This is a genomic window from Litorimonas sp. RW-G-Af-16 (assembly GCF_048319245.1).
Classification (GTDB): Bacteria; Pseudomonadota; Alphaproteobacteria; order Caulobacterales; family Maricaulaceae; genus Litorimonas.
Window position 1 is genome coordinate 2,116,956 of the sequence record NZ_CP166993.1, and the last position, 20,162, is coordinate 2,137,117.

The window sequence follows — 20,162 nt, forward strand, 5'->3', positions numbered from 1 at the left end:
GATTTGTCGGCCATCACTACAAGGCCAGACTGGCCCAAACTCATAAGGCCGCCCATGTCCCTGATCGTCGAAATTAAAACGCTGGACCATTTCGGCGAGCTAGACCTACCGAAATACGAAACCGTCCTCGCAGCGGGCGCAGACCTCCGCGCTGCTGTGCCGAGTGATCAACCCATGACCCTCCGCCCCGGCGCGCGCGCCCTTGTTCCAACAGGTCTCGCTATGGCTCTGCCTGCTGGATATGAAGCCCAAATCCGCCCGCGCTCTGGCTTGGCCTATAAGCACGGCGTAACCTGCCTGAACACCCCCGGCACGATTGATGCAGATTATCGCGGCGAAGTGAAAGTCCTGCTGATCAATCACGGCGACGCGCCTTTCGTCATTAATCGCGGCGAGCGCATCGCCCAAATGGTTATCGCCCCCATCACCCAACCCGAATTTGAACGCGTTACCGACCTATCAGATACCGCTCGCGGCATTGGCGGCTTTGGGAGTACGGGGGTTGCATGAGTGATGACCTAGACGAAAACGACAAAGACAAAATAATCGCGGCATCTAGAGCTGTAGCAGGCATAATCCCCATCTTCGGCGGAGCGGTCGGCGAAGCATTAAATACTGTTCCAGGACTTCGAATTGATCGGGTTATAAGTTATGCACGCAAGTTAAATGAGCGAGTTTCAAAACTTGAACAATCGATTGACCCCACTGAGCCTGAGAACGTTGGATTTATTGAAGATGGCGCCATCCAAGCTGCTCGTGCGACTAGCGAGACAAGAATCGATTATATCGCACATATTGTTTCGTCTGGACTAAAATTAGATGGTATAGATCAAATTAGACAGAAAAGATTACTCCGCCTTTTGGATCAAATTGATGATGACGAAATCATTATTTTAAACGCTTATTGCCAATCATATGGCAGTTCCAGCAATGACCGCTCTCACTGGGACGTAGTTGTTCGTCCAAAATCTCACTCTCAAGCATCCGGTAGCAGGGAAATTATCGATAATAATTTGTATGAGCTTGGCAAAAACAATCTCCTTAGATTAGGTTTATTAGAAGAAAAAGTCCGCAATCGGAAAAGCTCACCTGTCAGTATTGAAGTTAGCTTTCTCGGCAGGCATTTTATGTCACGAATTGGCTTACCCGCCGATATCGATGTAAGGTCGAAAACCTTTGAAGATTAGAAACTAGAGAAACAAAAGGGACCCCCATATGACCGACCTTATTCGCGGACGCATTTACGATAATATCATGCAGACCATGGGCAATACACCGCTCGTGCGGTTTCCGCGCATCACGGAGGGATTGCCTGCTGATCTCTGCTATAAGCTTGAGTTTTTTAATCCGATTGCGTCTGTCAAAGACCGTATTGGAATTGCGATGATTGAGGATTTGGAAGCCAGCGGGAAGTTGAAGCCCGGCGGCACCGTTGTCGAGCCAACCTCTGGCAATACAGGAATCGGTATCGCTTTTGCGGCGGCGGCCAAGGGTTATAAAGCGATCTTGGTCATGCCAGAGCAAATGTCGATCGAGCGGCGCAAGATGATGAAACTGCTCGGCGCGGAGCTTGTGCTGACCGAAGCGGCGGGCGGCATTCCAGCGGCGATGGCGAAGGCGGACGAGATTTGCGCGAACACACCCGGCGCGGTGCAGGCGGGTCAATTCGTCAATCCCGCCAATCCAGACATCCATTACCGCACGACTGGCCCTGAAATTTGGCACGATTGCGACGGGCAAGTGGACGCCTTTATTGCGGGTGTCGGCACGGGCGGCACGCTCTCTGGCGCGGGGCGTTTCCTCAAAGAGAAGAACCCGAATTGCCAGATCATCGCTGTCGAACCTGTCGGCTCCCCCATGATTTCAGAAGGCACGAAAGGCCCGCATAAAATTCAAGGGATCGGCGCGGGCTTTATTCCAGACGTGCTAAATACGGACCTGATCGACGATGTTGTGACGATAGATAATGACGCAGCATTTGGCACAGCCAAGCACGTGGCGGCTGAAGACGGTGTGCCCGTTGGCATTAGCTCTGGCGCCGCCATTGCAGCGAGCCTCCTCGTAGCAGCGCGCCCGAATATGCGCGGCAAACGCATCGTGACGATCATTCCAAGCTTCGCTGAGCGCTATCTCTCCACGCCATTGTTTGATTAGGATGACGCCTGATTCCATTGAACGCTATGCCCGACACTTGGTCTTGAAAGAGATCGGGGGAGCCGGGGCAGCAGGCTTTGCTAGGGGCGAAAGTCGTGCTTGTCGGGGCGGGCGGGCTCGGCGGGCCAGCGGGGCTTTATCTGGCTGCGGCGGGTGTCGGACAGATTACAATCATCGATGATGATCAGGTCGAAGCGTCCAACCTGCAGCGACAAGTACAATTCGTGCATACAGATGTTGGCATGCCCAAAGCCGTGGTTATGGGCGATACCTTGCGTGATTTAAATCCAGATATTCGCGTCACTCACCACATCACGCGCTTAACCGCAGGCAATGCCGAGCGCTTGCTTGCGGGGCATGACGTGATCATTGACGGGGTGGATGATTTCGCCACGCGTTTCGCCATTAACGCGGCAGCATTGGTCCTGAAAACCCCCCTCATTTCAGGGGCGTTAGGACGGTTTGACGGTCAAGTGATGGGATTTGCGTCCGACGGGAGCGGGCCGTGCTATCGTTGTTTTGTCCCAGAAATTCCCCCCGATGCAGAGACCTGCGCAGCGGTCGGCGTTGTCGGGGCATTGGCAGGCATCATCGGATCGATGATGGCGTTGGAAGTGATTAAATTAATTACGGGCGCAGGACAGCCCCTGCTCGGGCGGCTATATCTTTATGATGGATTATCAGGTGAAGGGCGCACGGTTAATTTACCGCGCGACTCTCACTGCCCCCAATGCGGCTCACGCTAGCGCAAGCCACCCTGACTTCAAAAATTAATACCGCGTGCGAAGACGTGTGACCGTCGAAATACGACCATAATTCTGCGTTGGACGTGTTGCGCGACGATAGAACATGCGCTGATTGTCGAGCGCTTGCTGACGCAGACGATTGCGGTCTGCGGCGATCGCGGAATATGCCTCTGTGCGGCGACGCGATTCGCGGGCATAGATTTTGGCTGTTTCGACGCGCGCGGTATATTTATCCAGTCCAACAGTCCGCAGGCTCGGCGCATTATGACGGTAGACTTTCACCCCACTCTCGCAGGTGACCAAGTATGATCCGCTCATATAGGCGCAATTTGCTGACGCATCTGTCGCGGCGCCCATGACGGGCATCGCGACCAAAGCGGCTATCGCACTCAAGATAATCTTTTTCGTCATAGCGAACTCCTATTTGTTAACAGAATGGACGTTTGTGTTAACTTTTGGAAGTCTTTGCACCCGATGGGGGAATTTTTGAGATTAAGTTCGGAGGACTGTTTCAGATTGGGACGGGCAGAGCTGCGGCTTTCAGCGCCGCATAATCAGCCTCACAAGCCGCCAAAATGTCAGCATATTCATGCGGCACATTCGGGGTTGTCGCAGGTGCAGGGGAAAATCCTGTCGACGCCTCAACGGAGGCATACCAATAGGGCGCCCATGCGCCATCCGTTGTCCGCGACCCCGCCTCCCAGGACAACATGGCAGGGTCAAAGGACAAATTAATGGCCGCGCATAAAGTGCGCAAAGCGGGTTCGGGCGCGCGCAATATGTCTTGGCTATCAATGACAGGCGGGCGGCCTAATTCTTCCCAAAGGCGGAGCTGCGGCGCGAAACCAAGATCATCCAGATCAAAGGCCGCACGACCTTTGGCATAGGAAGCGATCACCCGCGCGGGCTCTCGAATTAAAAAGAAGTGCTGCACCTCATTATCTGCACGGGACTCCATCCAATCGGTCGGGAAATCTGGCAACATGTGATGTGGCATATGTTTTTGAAAACTGTGCGCGGTTATAGGTTTCGCCGCACAGGCAGCCGCCACGATCTTGGGGTCAGTAGGATGCGTCGCCAGCGTCTCGTCCCGCCCGGGGTGTGCTTTGCCTGTGGCGTCTAGAAAAGGCGCGAAGAACGGCTCGTCCATGACGGACATATCTGCGCGCGCGCCAAAGCTCCGCATCATCGCCGTCGACAAATTGCGCGGCCCCGACCACATGCAAATCCGCATTAAGCCGTGTCTGCGTGGATCAAATCTAGATAAAGGTTCTGCAAGCGTTCGACCATCGGCCCCCGCTCGCCTGTGCCAATCTGGCGACCATCGATTGTGCCTACGGGCGCGAGCCCTGCAAAGGTGCCTGTCGTAAACGCTTCATCAGCGGAGTAGCATTTCATCAAGCTGAAGTTTTTTTCAAACACGGGAATGTCGTTCGCCTTACACAATTCCACAATTTTCCCGCGCGTAATCCCGCCAAGACAATAATCGCCAGAGCTTGTCCAGACTTCGCCGTTCCTTACAATAAAGAAATGCGTAGAGTTGCAGGTCGCGACAAAGCCTTGCGGATCGAGCATCAAGCCCTCATCCGCGCCCGCTTCGATCGCTTGGATGCAAGCGGTGACGCAGTTTATTTTGGAGTGTGAGTTAAGCCCTGGGTCTTGCACATCGGAGCGTCCGCGCCGCACGGAAACTGTATAGAGTTTTTGCGGGCGCGTCGCTGTTTCTGGCGCAGGTTTTTTATACTCTGGCGCAATAACGATAGTCGCGGACGATACCACAACACGCGGGTCTTGATAGGGCGTACTGCGCAATCCGCGCGTGACCATGAGGCGGATATGCACATCCTCCTCCATCTTATTCGCCGCTAATGTGTCCATGAGGCGCTGTGTCAACGCCGCTTTCGTCACGCCAATATCAAAGCCGAGCGCGGCGCACCCTTCCCAGAGGCGGTCCAGATGGTCCTTTAGAAAGGCAATCTTACCCTGATGAACGCGCAAGCCTTCCCACACACCATCGCCCAGCATGAAGCCGCTATCAAAGACATTGACGACAGCCTTATCTCGCGAGACGAGATCGCCATTGACGTTAAACAAGACATCAGCATTGCGCGGGTCAGGCACATAGGCGTGAGTTCCAAAAGACATAAGTTTGACCTAATTAATTAATTTTGAAGCGAGCGATAGGCCGCTGTGACCATGCCGTCTTCTTTGATAAATCCGTTCATGTCAGACATATCGGCCAATGGTTTAGCGGCAATGATTTCGTCCAAAGTCTTCCCGTCCGTCATATGTTTTTGCACGCGATCGCGGATAGTTTTCAGCGTTGCAATGCTGCTTTCCAATTCAGCCCGCCCCGCCAGCGGCCCGTGGCCCGGAATGACTTGGGTGTCCGCATTGATCATGCTCAATACTTTTTCTTGTGCCGCGATCATGCCGTTCAGATTACCGCCACTGTCAACGTCCACAAAGGGGAACATGCCAAGGAAGAAATTATCACCCATATGGACGATGTTCGCCTCGACGAAATGCACAATGCTATCGCCATCTGTGTGGCTAGACGGGACGTGGATTTGCTTCACTGTATGACCATTAAAGTGCAACGTCGTCGTGTCAGAAAATGTCAGAGTCGGCCAGAGGGACGGGTCTGTTGGCTGGCTCATGCCCGTCTCAGAACGCGAGGATTTGTAAGGTTCGCTCATCCGCACGCGTATATTGTCATGCGCCATAACGGTTGCGCCAGTCGTCTTCATGACAGCATTTGCCCCTGTGTGGTCGCCGTGATGATGGGTGTTGAGGACGTATTTAATTGGCTGATCTGTAATTTCGCCTATGCGCGCAATGATCTCCTCACCGAAGCGCGCAAATTTATCGTCAATGACATAGACGCCGTCCTCGCCAACTGACACGCCAATATTCCCACCCGGGCCGAGTAGCATATAGAAATCATTGCCGAGGTCTTTGATCGTGATGTTTTTCTCAACTGGCGCAGCCGCTTTAGACTGTTCAGGAGCGGGCGCCGCATCAGCGGAGGATTGTGCCCCACAAGCGATAAGCGCAAGCACCGATACGGATAGTAAAACTGATTTCAACATAAAAGTCTCCAGACTCAAATAGGGGTTAGGACGCGAGCGAAAAGCTCGATCCGGGCGGCAAAACACGGTCAGGACAGGCATGATGATCAATCATCGCGCGGATATTGATCATGACTTTTTCACCCATTTCGCGGCGACTCTCATGTGTGGCTGAGCCAATATGCGGGGAGAGAATAACATTGGGCAGACCCAGCAAAGCAGGGTGAGGCATAGGTTCGTTTTCATAGACATCAAGGCCCGCCCCGCTAATCATGCCTGCCTCTAGAGCGGCGGCGAGCGCGGCTTCATCAATGACTTCGCCGCGCGATGTGTTCACGATGAAACTGGTCGGTCGCATGAGTTTCAGTCGTTCCGCATTGATCAAGTGGTGCGTATCTGGCGTGGCGGGGCAATTAATGGATAGGATGTCGACCTGTCCCAACATGTCCTCTAGGCTCGCATGATAGGTTGCCCCGAGGGCTTGCTCTATGCCTTTGGGGGCTTGGCGGCGATTATGATAATGCACGGTCAAGCCAAAAGCATGCGCGCGTTTTGCGACCGCTTGCCCGATACGGCCCATGCCGACAATGCCGAGCGCCTTGCCGCGCACACGATGGCCCAGCATGTGGTTTGGCCCCCAACCTTTGAATTTTCCCGCGCGATTGCGGCGGTCGCCTTCGACGAGCCGTCGCGGCAGTGCGAGGATCATTGCCATCGTCAAATCCGCCGTATCTTCGGTCAAAACGCCCGGCGTGTTCGTGACGGTGATCCCACGCTCATGCGCTGCGGCGACGTCAATGTGATCTGTGCCTGCGCCGAAATTCGCAATCAGGCGTAGCTCTGGCCCCGCCGCCGCGATAACGTCTGCGTCGATCTTGTCTGTCACAGTTGGCACGAAGACATCGCAATGGCTGATCGCGGCTTTTAGGGCATCTTGGGATAGCGGCGTGTCAGAGGTGCGCAAGGTCGTGTCGAACAAATCTGTCATTCGCACTTCGATCTCTTGCGGCAAGCGCCGCGTGACGAAAACTTTAGGCGATGATTTGGACGATGTGTTCATGACCCTGTTACACGCCCTTTTGCAGGAAATTTCAATCCCTAACCGCGCAGATCACCGCAAATATTTACCCGTCTTAACCGCGTGTTAAGCATGGCAGGTGATCACAGGAGCCATGAAAACAACCCTCACCTCTTTATTAATATGCGCCGCAATCTGGATCAGCCCTTTAGGGACAGCCCAGGATTCTTCCGCCACGGATGAGGTGCAGACTGCGCCAAAGGTCAAAATTACGCGCGTGGTTGAGGACGTGCCGCAGCTTCGCAATCTCTATCATGTCTCGGCGCAGAACACGCCGTCTGGCTTTGTTGTACCGCGCTTTGTTAGCCTGAAATTCGGACGGGTCAATGGCCGCACAGGGCCGAGCCTGGACCATCCGATTGCGTGGCAATATCAACGCCGCAGCCTGCCATTGCTGGTGGTGGCAGAGACAGAAATGTGGCGGCGGGTCCGCGATATTTCGGGCGATGAAGCGTGGGTGCGCAAACCGACATTGTCAGGCGACCGCTATGTCCTGACACTGAAAGAAGCGCAGCTTCATGCCAAGCCCAAAGACGGTGCAACCCTCGTGGCGATCAGCGACCGCGACGCGCTACTAAAACTTGAAGAATGTAATGACGCAGGGTGGTGTCGTGTGCGAGCTGAAAATGGCCTGAAAGGCTGGACAGCGCGTGATCATTTATGGGGCGCGCAAAGCCTACGATAGCGATGACCTTGCCGCGCTTGTCATATCTAATTAATTAGATCACCTTTCAAACAAAAGGCCCACACATGGCGGGCCTTTTTATAGTTTGATAGCTCAGATATTAGACGAATAAATCTGTATCTTCGATTACTTCGCCGACTGGGATTGGACCACCCGGGAAGCCTGGACCGCCATCACCACCGAAGAGTTCTTCATAGGTCAGGATGATCGTCCGGTCTGGATTATTCACATCTGGCACGAAGACGAATGTCTCGATGCTGTCGAGAATGAATTCCACGCCGCCGCTTGGTGCGTCGATGCCGCGAATATCGAGTATGCTCGAGGGCGGCATTAGCGGCCCGTCTAGCTCTGGATCAACGACGAAAACGCCTGAGAGCGCGAACACATCATCTGGCGTGATACCGTTCAGAACCAGCGTATCATTTCCGCCAGCATCATCGATGAAGTCAAACCCATCGCCGACGTTATAGATATAGGTATCGTCACCCAAACCACCGCGTATCGTATCATTGCCACCTGCGCCCGTAAGCGTATCTGACAAATCTGTGCCAAGCAGAGTTTCGCCTTCATTAGTCCCGACGACAACAATGCCTTCTGCGGGCGGCTCAACGAGGTCGAGCAATCCTTCCAGATCCAGTGTGCCGTCCGCAAAGACAAAGCTCTCAACAATCCCGAAGTCTGGAGACTCGCCGTCACCGAACGGGCGAGGCGCAGCGATTGTCACGCTATCACCGCCACCGAAATCAACTCGAATACCTTCTAGACCATTGGTCACAACGGCATCCGCAGCATTGAGGGTGCCGAAGTTAATTGTGTCATTGCCGAAGGTTTCAAATATCAGGTCGGCTCCGTCACCTGCATTATAAAGATAGATGTCATCGCCGCCATTACCCGAAATTTCGTCATCGCCGAGGCCACCATCAAAGGTGTCATCGCTGCTAAAGCCGACAATGATATCGTTCCCATCCGTTTGCTGGTCTGCGATCAGTTGGGCCAATACGTCACTGCGCGTGACGGTATCATTGGCAAATTCGATTGCGTCAAACGCGATAGAATCTTCGAAGAACCCTTGGATACGCACTTGATCGCCATTGGCGAAAGATACAACCAGGTCATTCGTCTGGAATTCCGCAGCATCGCCTTGCGCAAATGTAGCGTCAGCCAGATCGTAATCTGTGAAGACGAGACGGTCAGCATCAGCCGTTCCGAATTGCGTTTGCAGCACGTCAGATCCATCGCCAGACGCGAACTGATATGTGTCAGCCCCGTCGCCGCCGCGCAAAGTATCATTGCCCGTGCCGCCGATGAGCGTGTCATTGCCTTCGCCGCCGTCGATAAAGTCATCGCCGCCCGCACCATCAATGACGTCCTCGCCGGCAAAGCCTTCAAAGATTTCATCTGCGGCTTGTCCTACGATCGCGTCATCACCTGACGTGCCTTGCAGTGACGCTAAAATATCGCGCACATCCTGAACCGTGATTGTCTGATCGCGGAAAGCATATTGCTCGATTTCATCTCTGCCAGTGGTAAGTCCGTTCTGCACCCGCACACTGTCGCCATTGCCGAACTCGATTAGAACCGTGTTCGGACCCTGACGGAGGAAGGACGCATCGCTCTGATCGTAATCTCGGAATTCAAGCGTATCCGTTTCGCCTGTCTGCCCATTGTCCTCAACACGATCAGCACCGTCGCCAGCGCTAAATTGATAGACATCTTCGCCCGCACGACCTTCGATGAAATCATCGCCGAGTCCTGCGATCAGGGTGTCGTCATCAACTGTGCCGCGCAGAGTTTCCCCTGCATCCGTGCCGATGATTGGCAGGACAGTCAGCTCAATATCTTCGATCAAGACAGGAATACCGTCAAACACCAATGTCTCGATCCGACGGAATGTCGTGGACAGACCGTTGACGATCTCGACTGTGTCGCCATTGTTAAAGCTGATCAGCAGGTCATTCGAGGTGCCGATCCGAGTAAAGGTGGCGTCCGCCAGCGTTCTGCCGACAAATACCGCTTGATCAGACCCACCAAAAGCATTGTCATCAATCGTGTCTTGCCCGTCGCCAATGTTGAACACGTAAGTGTCCCCACCGGCGCCGCCAAAGAGCATGTCATTGCCTGTGCCAGCTTCGATTGTTTCAGCCGCACCTGAACCGTAAACACTGTCATCGCCCGTCGTGATTTGCCCCGCCAAAACGGCGGCTTGGAAAGCTGCGTTATCGAGCGTCTCGACTGTTCCGTCAGGATTAACAAATTCAATCGTCTCAATCGTGCCTGTTGAGCCTTCCAGTCCATCGACGATTGTCACAACATCGCCATTGGCAAAGCTGATCGTCACAGTCTCTGTTGCATCTGGACGGTCGAATGTTGCATCCGCGAGTTCGCGGCCTTCAAAGCGGATCGTGTCGACGCCGCCAAAGCCATTATCATCGACCGTGTCTTGGCCATCGCCGACATTAAACACATAGGTGTCGTTGCCTGACAGACCTTCCAGCGTATCATTGCCAAGGCCACCTTCCAGCGTGTCATTGAACTCTGTGCCAAAGACAACGTCATCCCCATCAGTTGAGAAATAATCAAAGATCAACTCGCGGAATTGAACATCGGTCAAAGTGCCGTCGCTAAACACGACTTGCTCAATATCACCGAAGTTGTTGTCCAGCCCACCAATGACTTCGACGCTATCGCCATTCGCGAAACTGATCGTGATCGTATTTGATCCACCATCGCGGCTGAACATCGCTTCCGTTGAGGCGCGGCCGTTGAATTGGAGGGTATCAAGGCCGTTAAACCCACCGTCATCGACGATGTCTTGGCCGTCACCAATGTTGAAGATATAAGTGTCATTGCCTGAATTACCTTCGATACGGTCATTGCCAAGGCCACCTGTCAGCGTATCACCAAACTCCGTTCCGATAATGAAATCATCTCCGTCCGTTGAAAGGGTGTCGAGAATGACAGCACGCAATCCTGCAGCATCAAGTGTCGTATTATCAAAGACAACACTTTCAATATCGCCAAAGCTCGGGTCCAGTCCGTCGATCACTTGCACGCTATCGCCGTTGTCAAATGTGATGGTGAACGTGTTAGAGCCGCCGTCCCGTGTAAACGTGGCGTCGTCTAGGTCGCGACCGTTAAACACCAGCGTATCAACGCCGTTGAAGCCGCCGTCATCAACGATGTCTTGACCATCCCCAATGTTGAAAGTGTAGGTATCATTGCCCGAACCACCTTCCATGCGGTCATTGCCCGTTCCGCCTTCAAAGGCATCTGCAAATTCCGTCCCGAAGATGATGTCACCACCGACTGTCGTAAACGTATCAATGACCAGAGCGCGCAGCGCCGCATTGTCCAGTGTCGCATCGTCAAAGACAACGCTTTCAATATCTCCGAAACTTGGATCTAGAGCTTCAACCAATTCGACGCTGTCGCCATTGTCGAAATTAAATGTGATCGTGTTAGACGCTCCGTCCCGCGTGATCGTGGCTTCGCCCAGAGTGCGGCCATTAAAGATGACCGTATCAACGCCGTTAAAGCCATTGTCATCAATGATGTCATTCCCGTCGCCGATCTCGATCACGTAGGTATCATTACCGCCGAGGCCTTCCATACGGTCATTGCCCTCCAAGCCAAAGAACGTATCTGCGCCACTTGTGCCGACCAGGTCATTGTCCTCTTCTGTGCCGAGGATCACGCCGCTGCCAACTGCAAATGTGACATTCGTGCTGACTGATTCACCCGAACTATCTGTGGCAGTTACAACGACGCGTACGCCGCCGCCATCCGTTGTTGTCGGTGTGCCAGAGAATGTGCCAGTCGCCGCATCAAAGCTCAACCAATCCGGCAACTCTCCGCCGCCTGCAACACTCGCGCTAAGCGTCAAGCTATCGCCAGTATCAACATCTACGAATGTATTGGCTGGCAAAGTGAAGCTATAAGCCTCGTCAAATGGCAATTCCTGCAGCGGCGTATTGCGCGTAACAATGGGTCTGTCATTGGCCCCTGTAAATGTCAGGGTGATAGAGTTCGTCGTCGCCAAACCCAGCTCATCGACTACTTGGAAATCAATCGTGATGTCGAGCGTATCGTCTTCTGCTAAAGCCTGAATCTCTTCGTTTTGGAAAGCCGCAACGCGCAGCTCATTATCGAGAATGGTAAACCCAGCAGGCAGTGGATTGTCAGGCAATTCCGCAATGCTCAACACCGCGCCATTATCCACGTCACCCGTGCCGACCAAAAGATCGATCAACTGTGTGCTGGCATCCTCTGACAACGTCTCGGTGAGAGCTGTCACAGTAGGCGCATCATTCGTGCCAGTAATCGTGATCGTCGCGGTCTGCGCGACAGAACCGCCTTCGCCGTCGACGATGTTGTAATTAAGCGTGATGACTTGCGACTCGCCAACCGCCAAAGACTGCAAGGCTGCATCGGATGGATCAATAGATAGCGAGGCGCCGTCCAATGTTACGCCCGGCACAAGGCCGAAGACATTAGCAACGGACAGTTCCGCACCATTATCTACGTCGTCAGCCCCTTCGAGCAAATCAACCGTAAAACCAGCCGCGTCTTCATCCGCTGCCGCCGTGACAGCACCAGAAATCGTCGGCGCGTCATTCGTGCCCGTAATCGTGATCGTGGCCGTTTGCGCGACAGAACCGCCTTCGCCATCAACGACATTATATTCCAGCGTGATGACTTGTGTTTCACCCGCCGCCAGCGCCTGGAATGCCGCATCGGATGGATCGACAGAGACAGTCGAGCCGTCGAGAGTCACACCTGCGACGAGGCCTGTGAGGGCTGCAATCGATAGTTCCGCGCCATTGTCTACGTCGTTGGCACCCTCAAGGAGATCAACTGTAAACGCAGCCGCATCTTCATCCGCCGCCGCGCTGACAGCGCCAGAGATTGTGGGATCATCGTTCGTGCCCGTAATCGTGATCGTGGCCGTTTGAGCGACAGAGCCGCCTTCGCCGTCGACGATATTATATTCCAACGTGATAACTTGCGTTTCGCCAGCCGCTAGCGCTTGGAACGCCGCGGCAGATGGATCGACAGAGACAGTCGAGCCGTCGAGAGTCACACCTGCGACAAGACCCGTGAGGGCTGCAATCGATAGTTCTGCACCATTATCAACGTCGTCGGCACCCTCAAGGAGATCAACCGTGAAGCCGTCAGAATCTTCATCCGCAGCCGCCGTCAAGTCAGCTTCCACTGTCGGCGCGTCATTCGTGCCTGTAATCGTGATCGTCGCAGTTTGAGCGACAGAGCCGCCTTCGCCGTCAACCACATTATATTCCAGCGTGATAACTTGTGTTTCCCCCGCCGCCAAAGCTTGGAACGCCGCGTCAGATGGATCGACAGAGACAGTCGAGCCATCGAGAGTCACACCCGCGACAAGACCTGTGAGGGCTGCGATAGATAGTTCCGCACCATTGTCTACGTCGTCGGCACCTTCGAGTAGATCAATGTCAAAACCAGCCGCATCTTCATCCGCAGCTGCCATCAACGCACCGGTAACAGTTGGCGCGTCATTTGTGCCGACCACGATAACCGTCGCCTCCTGAGCCACGCTACCGCCCTCACCATCAACGACATTATATGAAATAACAAAACTTGAAATCTCTCCAGCCGCCAGCGCTTGGAAAGCGGCATTTGAAGGGTCAACAGACAGCGTTGTGCCATCGACCGTTATGCCCGCCGAGAGCCCTGTGACGTCGGCGACAGAGAGCACTGCGCCATTGTCAACGTCTGCTGCATCAATCAAGAGGTCCAGCGTGGCAGCGTCCCCGTCTTCGCTCGTCACGACGCCCAAAGGCTCTCCGATTGTCGGCGCGTCATTCGTGCCTGTAATCGTGATCGTGGCCGTTTGAGCGACAGAACCGCCCTCGCCGTCGACGACATTATATTCCAATGTGATGACTTGTGTTTCACCCGCCGCCAAAGCTTGGAACGCCGCGTCGGATGGGTCGACAGAGACAGTCGAGCCGTCGAGAGTCACACCTGCGACAAGACCTGTGAGGGCTGCAATCGATAGTTCTGCACCATTATCGACGTCGTCAGCCCCATCGAGCAAATCAATGTCAAAACCAGCCGCATCTTCATCCGCAGCCGCCGTCAAGTCAGCTTCCACTGTAGGGGCATCATTCGTGCCCGTGATGGTAATCGTCGCCGATTGCGCGACAGAACCGCCCTCGCCGTCGACAATGTTGTAATTAAGTGTGATAACTTGCGTTTCCCCCGCCGCCAAAGCTTGGAATGCCGCATCAGATGGATCGACAGAGACAGTCGAGCCATCGAGAGTCACACCCGCGACAAGACCTGTGAGGGCTGCGATAGATAGTTCCGCACCATTGTCTACGTCGTCGGCTCCCTTCAAGGAGATCAACGGTAAACGCAGCCGCATCTTCATCCGCCGCCGCCGTCAAGTCAGCTTCCACTGTCGGCGCATCATTCGTGCCAGTAATTGTGATCGTGGCCGATTGCGCGACAGAACCGCCTTCGCCGTCGACGATGTTATAATTAATTATGATGACTTGTGACTCGCCAACCGCCAGCGCTTGGAATGCCGCATCGGATGGATCGACAGAGACAGTCGAGCCGTCGAGAGTCACACCTGCGACAAGACCTGTGAGGCCCGCGATAGATAGTTCCGCACCATTATCAACGTCATCAGCGCCTTCAAGGAGATCAACTGTAAATGCAGCTGCATCTTCATCCGCAGCTGCGCTGACAGCACCAGAAATCGTCGGCGCATCATTCGTGCCAGTAATCGTGATCGTCGCGGTCGCTTGGCGGGTCGTGCCATTGCCTGACACTTCATATGTGAAAGTGACAGTTTGCGTTTCGCCCGCTGCGAGCGAATCGAAGTCTGTGCCTGCGTCGAAGGTGAAGCTGCCATCGGGGTTTAGCGTCAGCGCGCCGCTATCAACATCGGCGATGAGCGTCACAGTTTCGCCGGCCACATTTTGGTCATTGGCGAGGACGTTGCCTGTCACGGCATCATCTTCTGTTACGTCAAACGCATCGTCGACCGCGACGGGGTCGAGGCCGCCGCCGACATCTGGGCCAGCATCTGCGGGATCAACTTCGACTCCGTCAACGAAGACGCGCAGGCCTTCAATGCTACGGATTGTCAAATCAAACGCGGTGAAAGTGAACGTGCCGTTTGAACCAGCATCAATATAGCTTTGGAAACGCGCAAAGTCATCGGCTACGTCTTGGCTTTCAAACTGGGCTGCACTTAGGTCAAGAAGGAGCGTGTCAGTCCCGCGACCGCCGTTAAAATAGTCATTGCGATAACCCGTGACGTCCGAGCCGCCAAAGATAAGGATGTCACTGCCTGAGCCACCAGATAAGTAGTCATATCCGTCGCCGCTGACCAAAATATCATTGCCAGACCCGCCGTAAAGTCGGTCATTACCGCTGCCCGCAAAGAGCGTGTCAGAGCCAGAGCTACCTGACAAATAGTCATTCCCGCTGCCGCCCTCGATCCAGTCATTGCCAGACCCACCAAAGACCAAATCATTACCGCTGCCGGCTATAACAATATCATTGCCTGACCCTGCAAAGACGATGTCATTGCCGCCCCGCGTTTCAATGTAATCATTGCCGCCATTGCCAAAGACAAAATCTCTGCCATTCGACCCAATGATCGTATCTGAAAAAAAACTACCGAAAATAAAACGTGCCATAACACCATCCCCCAAAAAATCTTCCTAGCGCGAAAGGGTTGCAGCCCCAAGAAACAGCGCGCGATTACCTTAACACAACCTTAAAAGGAGTTGCCTGACAAGTTAAAAGTCTTCGAAAGACAAAGAATCTTGAGAGATTCCCGTCTCTGACGACAGGGTTTAGGGGTTATCCCGCCAGACGTGAATTTTAACGCTAAACTTTAAGTATGTTCGGTAACGGCTTGGATTCTGCGATGGGATGGGTCGCTTTGGTGGGGGTATATTTCAACGGCGTATGTTGTCTCTTATCTCAGGACGCGCCCTGCCACAGCGTCCAATTTTGCCACCAGCTTCGGGTCGCGGGCCTCTGGCGCTGTGATAATTGCAACGTCCAGATTGGTCTCGATGCCTTGCGGAGTCGGCGTTCGAGGTGTCTGCGATAGCGTATGAATTAATTCACGCACAGTCGCCCGCGCTGTGTCGGCATTTTTCATCAACACAGCGATCACGCTGGCGACATCGACATTGCCGTGATCCGCGTGCCAGCAGTCATAATCCGTCACCATGCCAATCGTCGCATATGGCAGCTCTGCTTCGCGCGCGAGTTTGGCCTCGGGCATATTCGTCATACCGATCACATCGCACCCCCAAGCGCGGTACATACGGCTCTCCGCCTTTGTCGAAAATTGCGGCCCTTCCATCGCCAGATAAGTCCCGCCGCGGTGGACGGTGACGCCCGTGCTTTCCGCCGCCTTGGCCGCCATATTAGCGAGCCTTTCGCAGACAGGATCAGCGACAGAGACATGGGCCACGCAGCCTGCGCCAAAGAAGCTTTTCTCACGCTTAAACGTGCGATCTATGAATTGATCGACAATGACGAAATCGCCAGGGGGATATTGCTCTTGCAACGATCCCACTGCGGAGAGCGAGAGCAAATCCGTGCAGCCCGCTCGCTTTAGCGCATCGATATTGGCGCGGTAATTCACATCTGACGGCGCGAGGGCATGGCCGCGACCGTGACGGGGCAAAAAACGAAGTTGCACCCCGTCTAACTCGGCGAACAGAATTTCATCTGATGGCTCGCCCCACGGGGTGTCAATCTTGATCCATTGCGGGTTTTGAAGTCCGTCAAGCTCATACAAGCCTGAACCGCCCAGGATGCCGAGCGTCCATTTCGAATCAGATTTTGTTTTTTGGTCTGTCATAAACAGAGCCTAATCAGCCTGACTTATGATTGCAAAGTCAGACTCATCACACCCGTGTGATATTAGCGCATGTGTCTTAGCGAATGGCGAGGACAACAATTAGTAACGAAATCAGGGCATAGGCGATGACGCCAAAGACGATCAATGATTGCTGTGAATTTTTAGACACAGTCGACTTCGCCAGCGTCGAGACTTGGTTCAGCAGTTGCGGCCACGTATATGAGACAAAGTCACCTTGGCTCATCACGGAAACTAAGCGGTCATCCGCGTCGACCACCGGCAGACGACGAAAGCGCTCATTGGACATGATGCGCAGCCAATCCGTCAAGTCGTCATCTTCTTTGGCTTTGCGAAGTTCCGTTGACATGATCTGGCTGACCTTCGTCTTGGCGGGGTTTAGCTCTGGCGCCATGACGCGCTTAAAAATATCACGCTCCGTCATCAGACCGAGAACTTTGCGGTCATCATCTACGACGATGATTGAACCGAAGTTTTTCTCCGCCATCAATTTAACAGCCGCCAGGACAGTCATATCCGGGCCGCATGTGAGAGGATTGGGTTTATTGCCATATTCGGGACGGTTCTTGATTTTCATGCGCAGGCCTCTTTTTCTAATCGTTGTAAGATAGCTACGCATGACAGTGACGCGCGGTTGTTATGTCGCACTATTTCTGTCGTCCCGCCGACACCAACTTCTGAGTTTAGCGCACAAAAAAACCGCCCTGTGTCATGCGCTCGGAGCCAATGACACGGGACGGTTTTTTGAATTAAAGTATGTGTAAATCAGATAGCTTAATGCTCAACGCCTTTCCATACGCGCTTATATGACAGCCACAACAAGATAGAGAGCAGGAGCAGATAGACCACGGTCATCAGGCCAACTGACTTCCGTTGTGCCAGCTTTGGATCAGCGGACCAAGCGAGGAATTCCGTCACGTCAGCGGCCATTTGCTCAACCGTGGCTTCGGGCGCAGGGATCTCTTTGATCTCGCCGTCTTCCAGAATTCTGACAGGGCTATATTCGATCAAGCCATCCGTCAGCGGTGCGGCCATCGCGATTTTGCCGCCTTCCATGACGGGGTTATAATAGAGGCCAGGCGTCAATTCGACATCCGCAGGCTTCTTCGCGTCATAGGCAACGAGCAGGTTATAGACATAGTCAGCGCCGTTATTGCGGGCCTTGACCATGACGGACAAATCGGGCGGTAATGCGCCGCCATTGGACGCGCGAGCCGCGGCATTATTTGGGTAGATTGGCGGGAATTTGTCGGCTGGCACCGCTGTACGTTCAATGACGTCGCCCGTTTCCGTGTCAATATCTTCAACCATCCAGTCCGCCGCGAAGTTTTTCACCAGTGGATTGTCATTCGGGTTGGGATAATATTCATCATAAAACGGTGCGCCCTTATCGCCGAGATGGCGGAAGGACAAATGCTTGAGTTGGTGACAGCTAGCACAGACTTCGCGGTAGACTTGGTAGCCGCGCTGCATCGCTGCGGGGTCATAGCTGCCAAACATGCCGTTAAAGTGCCAGTGCTTATGCACCATTTCATAATCGCCCGTGCCGCCACCGGCTGCATAGGCAATCCCTCCAGCACCGCCGAGGAGGACAGCCCCCCAATGAGCCATGATTTCAAGTTCTTCAGCGCCATTGTCTTACGCTCCAATCTGTATCTTATTCGGCCGGAACAGCGGCACCGCGAGGGGCATCGCCAAGCACGGCTTTGGTAATCGATTCTGGTCGTTCTATCGGTTTCTCAACCATGCCAAGGATAGGCAAGATGATCAAGAAATAGGCGAAGTAATAGATCATACCGATCTGCGACAGGCGGTAGAATGTGATACCTGAATCGCCCAGAGGGATCGCGATATTATCTGGCGTGCCTGCACCGCACCACCCAAGGATGAAGCACATCACGAGGAAGATCAGGAAGAACCAACGCGCCACTGGACGGAAGCGCATGGATTTCACCTTATGCGTATCAAGCCAAGGCAAGACAAACAGCACGGCAATCGCACCGATCATCAGCAAGATACCCGCCAGCTTATCTGGCACAGCGCGCAGGATCGCATAGAAGGGCAGGAAGTACCATTCCGGCACGATGTGCGGCGGTGTCTTCATGGCGTCTGCTTCGATATAGTTATCAGCATGGCCCAAAGCATCTGGCAGATAGAAGAGGAAAAACGCAAAGATCAGCAAGAATAATGCAATCGCAAAGGCGTCTTTGACTGTGTAGAACGGGTGGAAAGACAGCGTGTCGGATTTCGTTTTCTCTGTCACGCCAATCGGGTTGTTCTGGCCCACATGATGCAGCGCCCAGACATGCAAGCCGACCAGCGCGGCAATCACGAATGGCAGCAAGTAATGCAGCGCGAAGAACCGGTTGAGCGTGGCGTTACCGACGGCATACCCGCCCAGCAACCACTGTTGCAGACTTTCGCCAACAACGGGAACCGCACCGAAGAAGCCTGTAATCACGGTCGCGCCCCAAAAGGACATCTGACCCCATGGCAGAGTATAGCCGAGGAAGGCTGTCGCCATCATCACAAGATAAATCACACAACCAATAATCCACAGCAGCTCTCGCGGGGCTTTATATGACCCGTAATATAGCGCGCGGAACATATGCATATACACGGCGAGGAAGAACATTGACGCGCCCACGGCATGCATAGGCTGGATCAACCAACCAAACGGCACGTCGCGGCGAATACGCTGCACAGACGCAAATGCGAGTTCTGTATCAGCGACGTAATGCATCGCCAAAATTACGCCAGAGACGATCTGCACAACCAAGCAAAGCGCGAGGATGCCGCCAAAGGTGTACCAGTAATTCAAATTCCGCGGAGACGGAAATGTCATAAAATCCGCGCCCATGCGGATGATCGGCAAGCGCTGATCTATCCACTTCGTCGCGGCGTATTTGGGTTCGTATGTAGAAGGATGTCCGGCCATAATTAACCTACCTTGATGACGTTATCTGAAGTGTATGAATATGGCGGGATGGTCATATTCAGAGGGGCTGGCCCCTTACGGATGCGGCCCGACGTGTCGTAGTGACTGCCGTGGCATGGGCAATACCACCCGTCATAATCGCCCGCTTCGCCCACTGGCACACAGCCAAAATGCGTACAAACGCCAATCATGACGAGATAGGCGGGATTAAGTTCGCCTGTCGGGCCCGGCACCAAACGCGCATCGTCTGTTTCGGGATCAGGCAGTATTGAAACATCAACGGCTTCCGCTTCTGCGATTTCAGCAGGTGTGCGGTGACGCACGAAAATTGGCTTGCCCCGCCACAACATTTTCAGCTGTTGGCCCTCGGCGATTTTTGACAGATCAATCTCAATCGATCCCGCCGCCAATGTGTCAGCCGCTTTGCCCATTTGGGCCACGAGGGGCCACGTAAATGAAGCCACACCAGCCGCTGCCGCTGCGCCAGTGGCGAGGAAGATGAAATCGCGTTTGCCTTCGTCTTCGGGTTTTGTTTCCAGGGTTTCGGACATAGTCTGTCTAAGCCTCGTAAAATTTCGCGGATTTCCGCAGTCAAAT

16 protein-coding genes and 1 pseudogene are annotated in these 20,162 nt (G+C 53.9%); 5 read left to right on the plus strand and 12 right to left on the minus strand.

What is annotated here, in order from left to right:
- Positions 1-54: 54 nt before the first annotated feature.
- From dut to AB8615_RS10445, 4 genes and pseudogenes are all read left to right on the plus strand, one after another.
- Positions 55-510 (plus strand): dUTP diphosphatase, encoded by a 456-nt coding sequence (gene dut / locus AB8615_RS10430; RefSeq protein ID WP_409432526.1) that lies wholly within the window; start codon positions 55-57, stop codon positions 508-510.
- Positions 507-1,187, plus strand: coding sequence for a hypothetical protein (locus AB8615_RS10435; protein WP_409432527.1), 681 nt, complete (start codon positions 507-509; stop codon positions 1,185-1,187). Before dut ends, AB8615_RS10435 begins: the two co-directional genes overlap by 4 nt.
- Before the next feature lie 28 nt (positions 1,188-1,215).
- The gene (gene cysK / locus AB8615_RS10440; protein WP_409432528.1) at positions 1,216-2,154 is read left to right on the plus strand and encodes a cysteine synthase A; all 939 of its coding nucleotides are present in this window, start codon (positions 1,216-1,218) and stop codon (positions 2,152-2,154) included.
- A pseudogene (locus AB8615_RS10445) lies at positions 2,150-2,900 on the plus strand (HesA/MoeB/ThiF family protein). The gene cysK and the pseudogene AB8615_RS10445 overlap by 5 nt, the downstream one beginning before the upstream one ends.
- Positions 2,901-2,924: 24 nt before the next feature.
- On the opposite strand, the gene AB8615_RS10450 reads toward AB8615_RS10445, so the two are convergent.
- From AB8615_RS10450 to AB8615_RS10470, 5 genes are all read right to left on the minus strand, one after another.
- Complete coding sequence (locus tag AB8615_RS10450) at positions 2,925-3,311, minus strand: hypothetical protein (protein WP_409432529.1); 387 nt, start codon at positions 3,309-3,311, stop codon at positions 2,925-2,927.
- A gap of 100 nt (positions 3,312-3,411) precedes the next feature.
- Positions 3,412-4,122, minus strand: coding sequence for an HAD family hydrolase (locus tag AB8615_RS10455; protein ID WP_409432530.1), 711 nt, complete (start codon positions 4,120-4,122; stop codon positions 3,412-3,414).
- An 11-nt stretch (positions 4,123-4,133) separates the two neighbouring features.
- Positions 4,134-5,045 carry an aminotransferase class IV gene (locus AB8615_RS10460; protein WP_409432531.1) on the minus strand — a complete coding sequence of 304 codons (912 nt, stop codon included), beginning with the start codon at positions 5,043-5,045 and terminating at the stop codon, positions 4,134-4,136.
- A gap of 17 nt (positions 5,046-5,062) precedes the next feature.
- On the minus strand, positions 5,063-5,992 hold the full coding sequence (locus AB8615_RS10465) for an MBL fold metallo-hydrolase (RefSeq protein ID WP_418152356.1): 930 nt from the start codon (positions 5,990-5,992) through the stop codon (positions 5,063-5,065).
- A 25-nt stretch (positions 5,993-6,017) separates the two neighbouring features.
- Complete coding sequence (locus AB8615_RS10470; RefSeq protein ID WP_409432533.1) at positions 6,018-7,031, minus strand: 2-hydroxyacid dehydrogenase; 1,014 nt, start codon at positions 7,029-7,031, stop codon at positions 6,018-6,020.
- A gap of 112 nt (positions 7,032-7,143) precedes the next feature.
- Between AB8615_RS10470 and AB8615_RS10475 the strand changes: the two genes are divergently transcribed.
- The gene (locus tag AB8615_RS10475; protein WP_409432534.1) at positions 7,144-7,734 is read left to right on the plus strand and encodes an SH3 domain-containing protein; all 591 of its coding nucleotides are present in this window, start codon (positions 7,144-7,146) and stop codon (positions 7,732-7,734) included.
- A gap of 100 nt (positions 7,735-7,834) precedes the next feature.
- On the opposite strand, the gene AB8615_RS10480 is transcribed toward AB8615_RS10475, so the two are convergent.
- From AB8615_RS10480 to petA, 7 genes are all read right to left on the minus strand, one after another.
- Positions 7,835-14,038, minus strand: a complete 6,204-nt coding sequence (locus AB8615_RS10480; protein WP_418153087.1) for a VCBS domain-containing protein — start codon at positions 14,036-14,038, stop codon at positions 7,835-7,837.
- Positions 13,998-15,425, minus strand: coding sequence for an Ig-like domain-containing protein (locus AB8615_RS10485; protein WP_418152357.1), 1,428 nt, complete (start codon positions 15,423-15,425; stop codon positions 13,998-14,000). The genes AB8615_RS10480 and AB8615_RS10485 overlap by 41 nt, the downstream gene beginning before the upstream one ends.
- A 284-nt stretch (positions 15,426-15,709) precedes the next feature.
- On the minus strand, positions 15,710-16,609 hold the full coding sequence (locus AB8615_RS10490; protein ID WP_409432536.1) for an S-methyl-5'-thioadenosine phosphorylase: 900 nt from the start codon (positions 16,607-16,609) through the stop codon (positions 15,710-15,712).
- Between the two features lie 76 nt (positions 16,610-16,685).
- Positions 16,686-17,204: a CBS domain-containing protein gene (locus AB8615_RS10495; protein WP_409432537.1), complete on the minus strand. Its 519-nt coding sequence runs from the start codon at positions 17,202-17,204 to the stop codon at positions 16,686-16,688.
- 197 nt (positions 17,205-17,401) lie between these two features.
- Positions 17,402-18,238: a cytochrome c1 gene (locus AB8615_RS10500; RefSeq protein ID WP_418152358.1), complete on the minus strand. Its 837-nt coding sequence runs from the start codon at positions 18,236-18,238 to the stop codon at positions 17,402-17,404.
- Positions 18,239-18,284: 46 nt separating this feature from the next.
- Positions 18,285-19,565, minus strand: coding sequence for a cytochrome b (locus AB8615_RS10505; RefSeq protein WP_418152359.1), 1,281 nt, complete (start codon positions 19,563-19,565; stop codon positions 18,285-18,287).
- A 2-nt stretch (positions 19,566-19,567) separates the two neighbouring features.
- Entirely contained in the window at positions 19,568-20,116 is a 549-nt protein-coding gene (gene petA, locus AB8615_RS10510) for a ubiquinol-cytochrome c reductase iron-sulfur subunit (protein WP_409432540.1), read from the minus strand.
- Positions 20,117-20,162 lie beyond the last annotated feature (46 nt).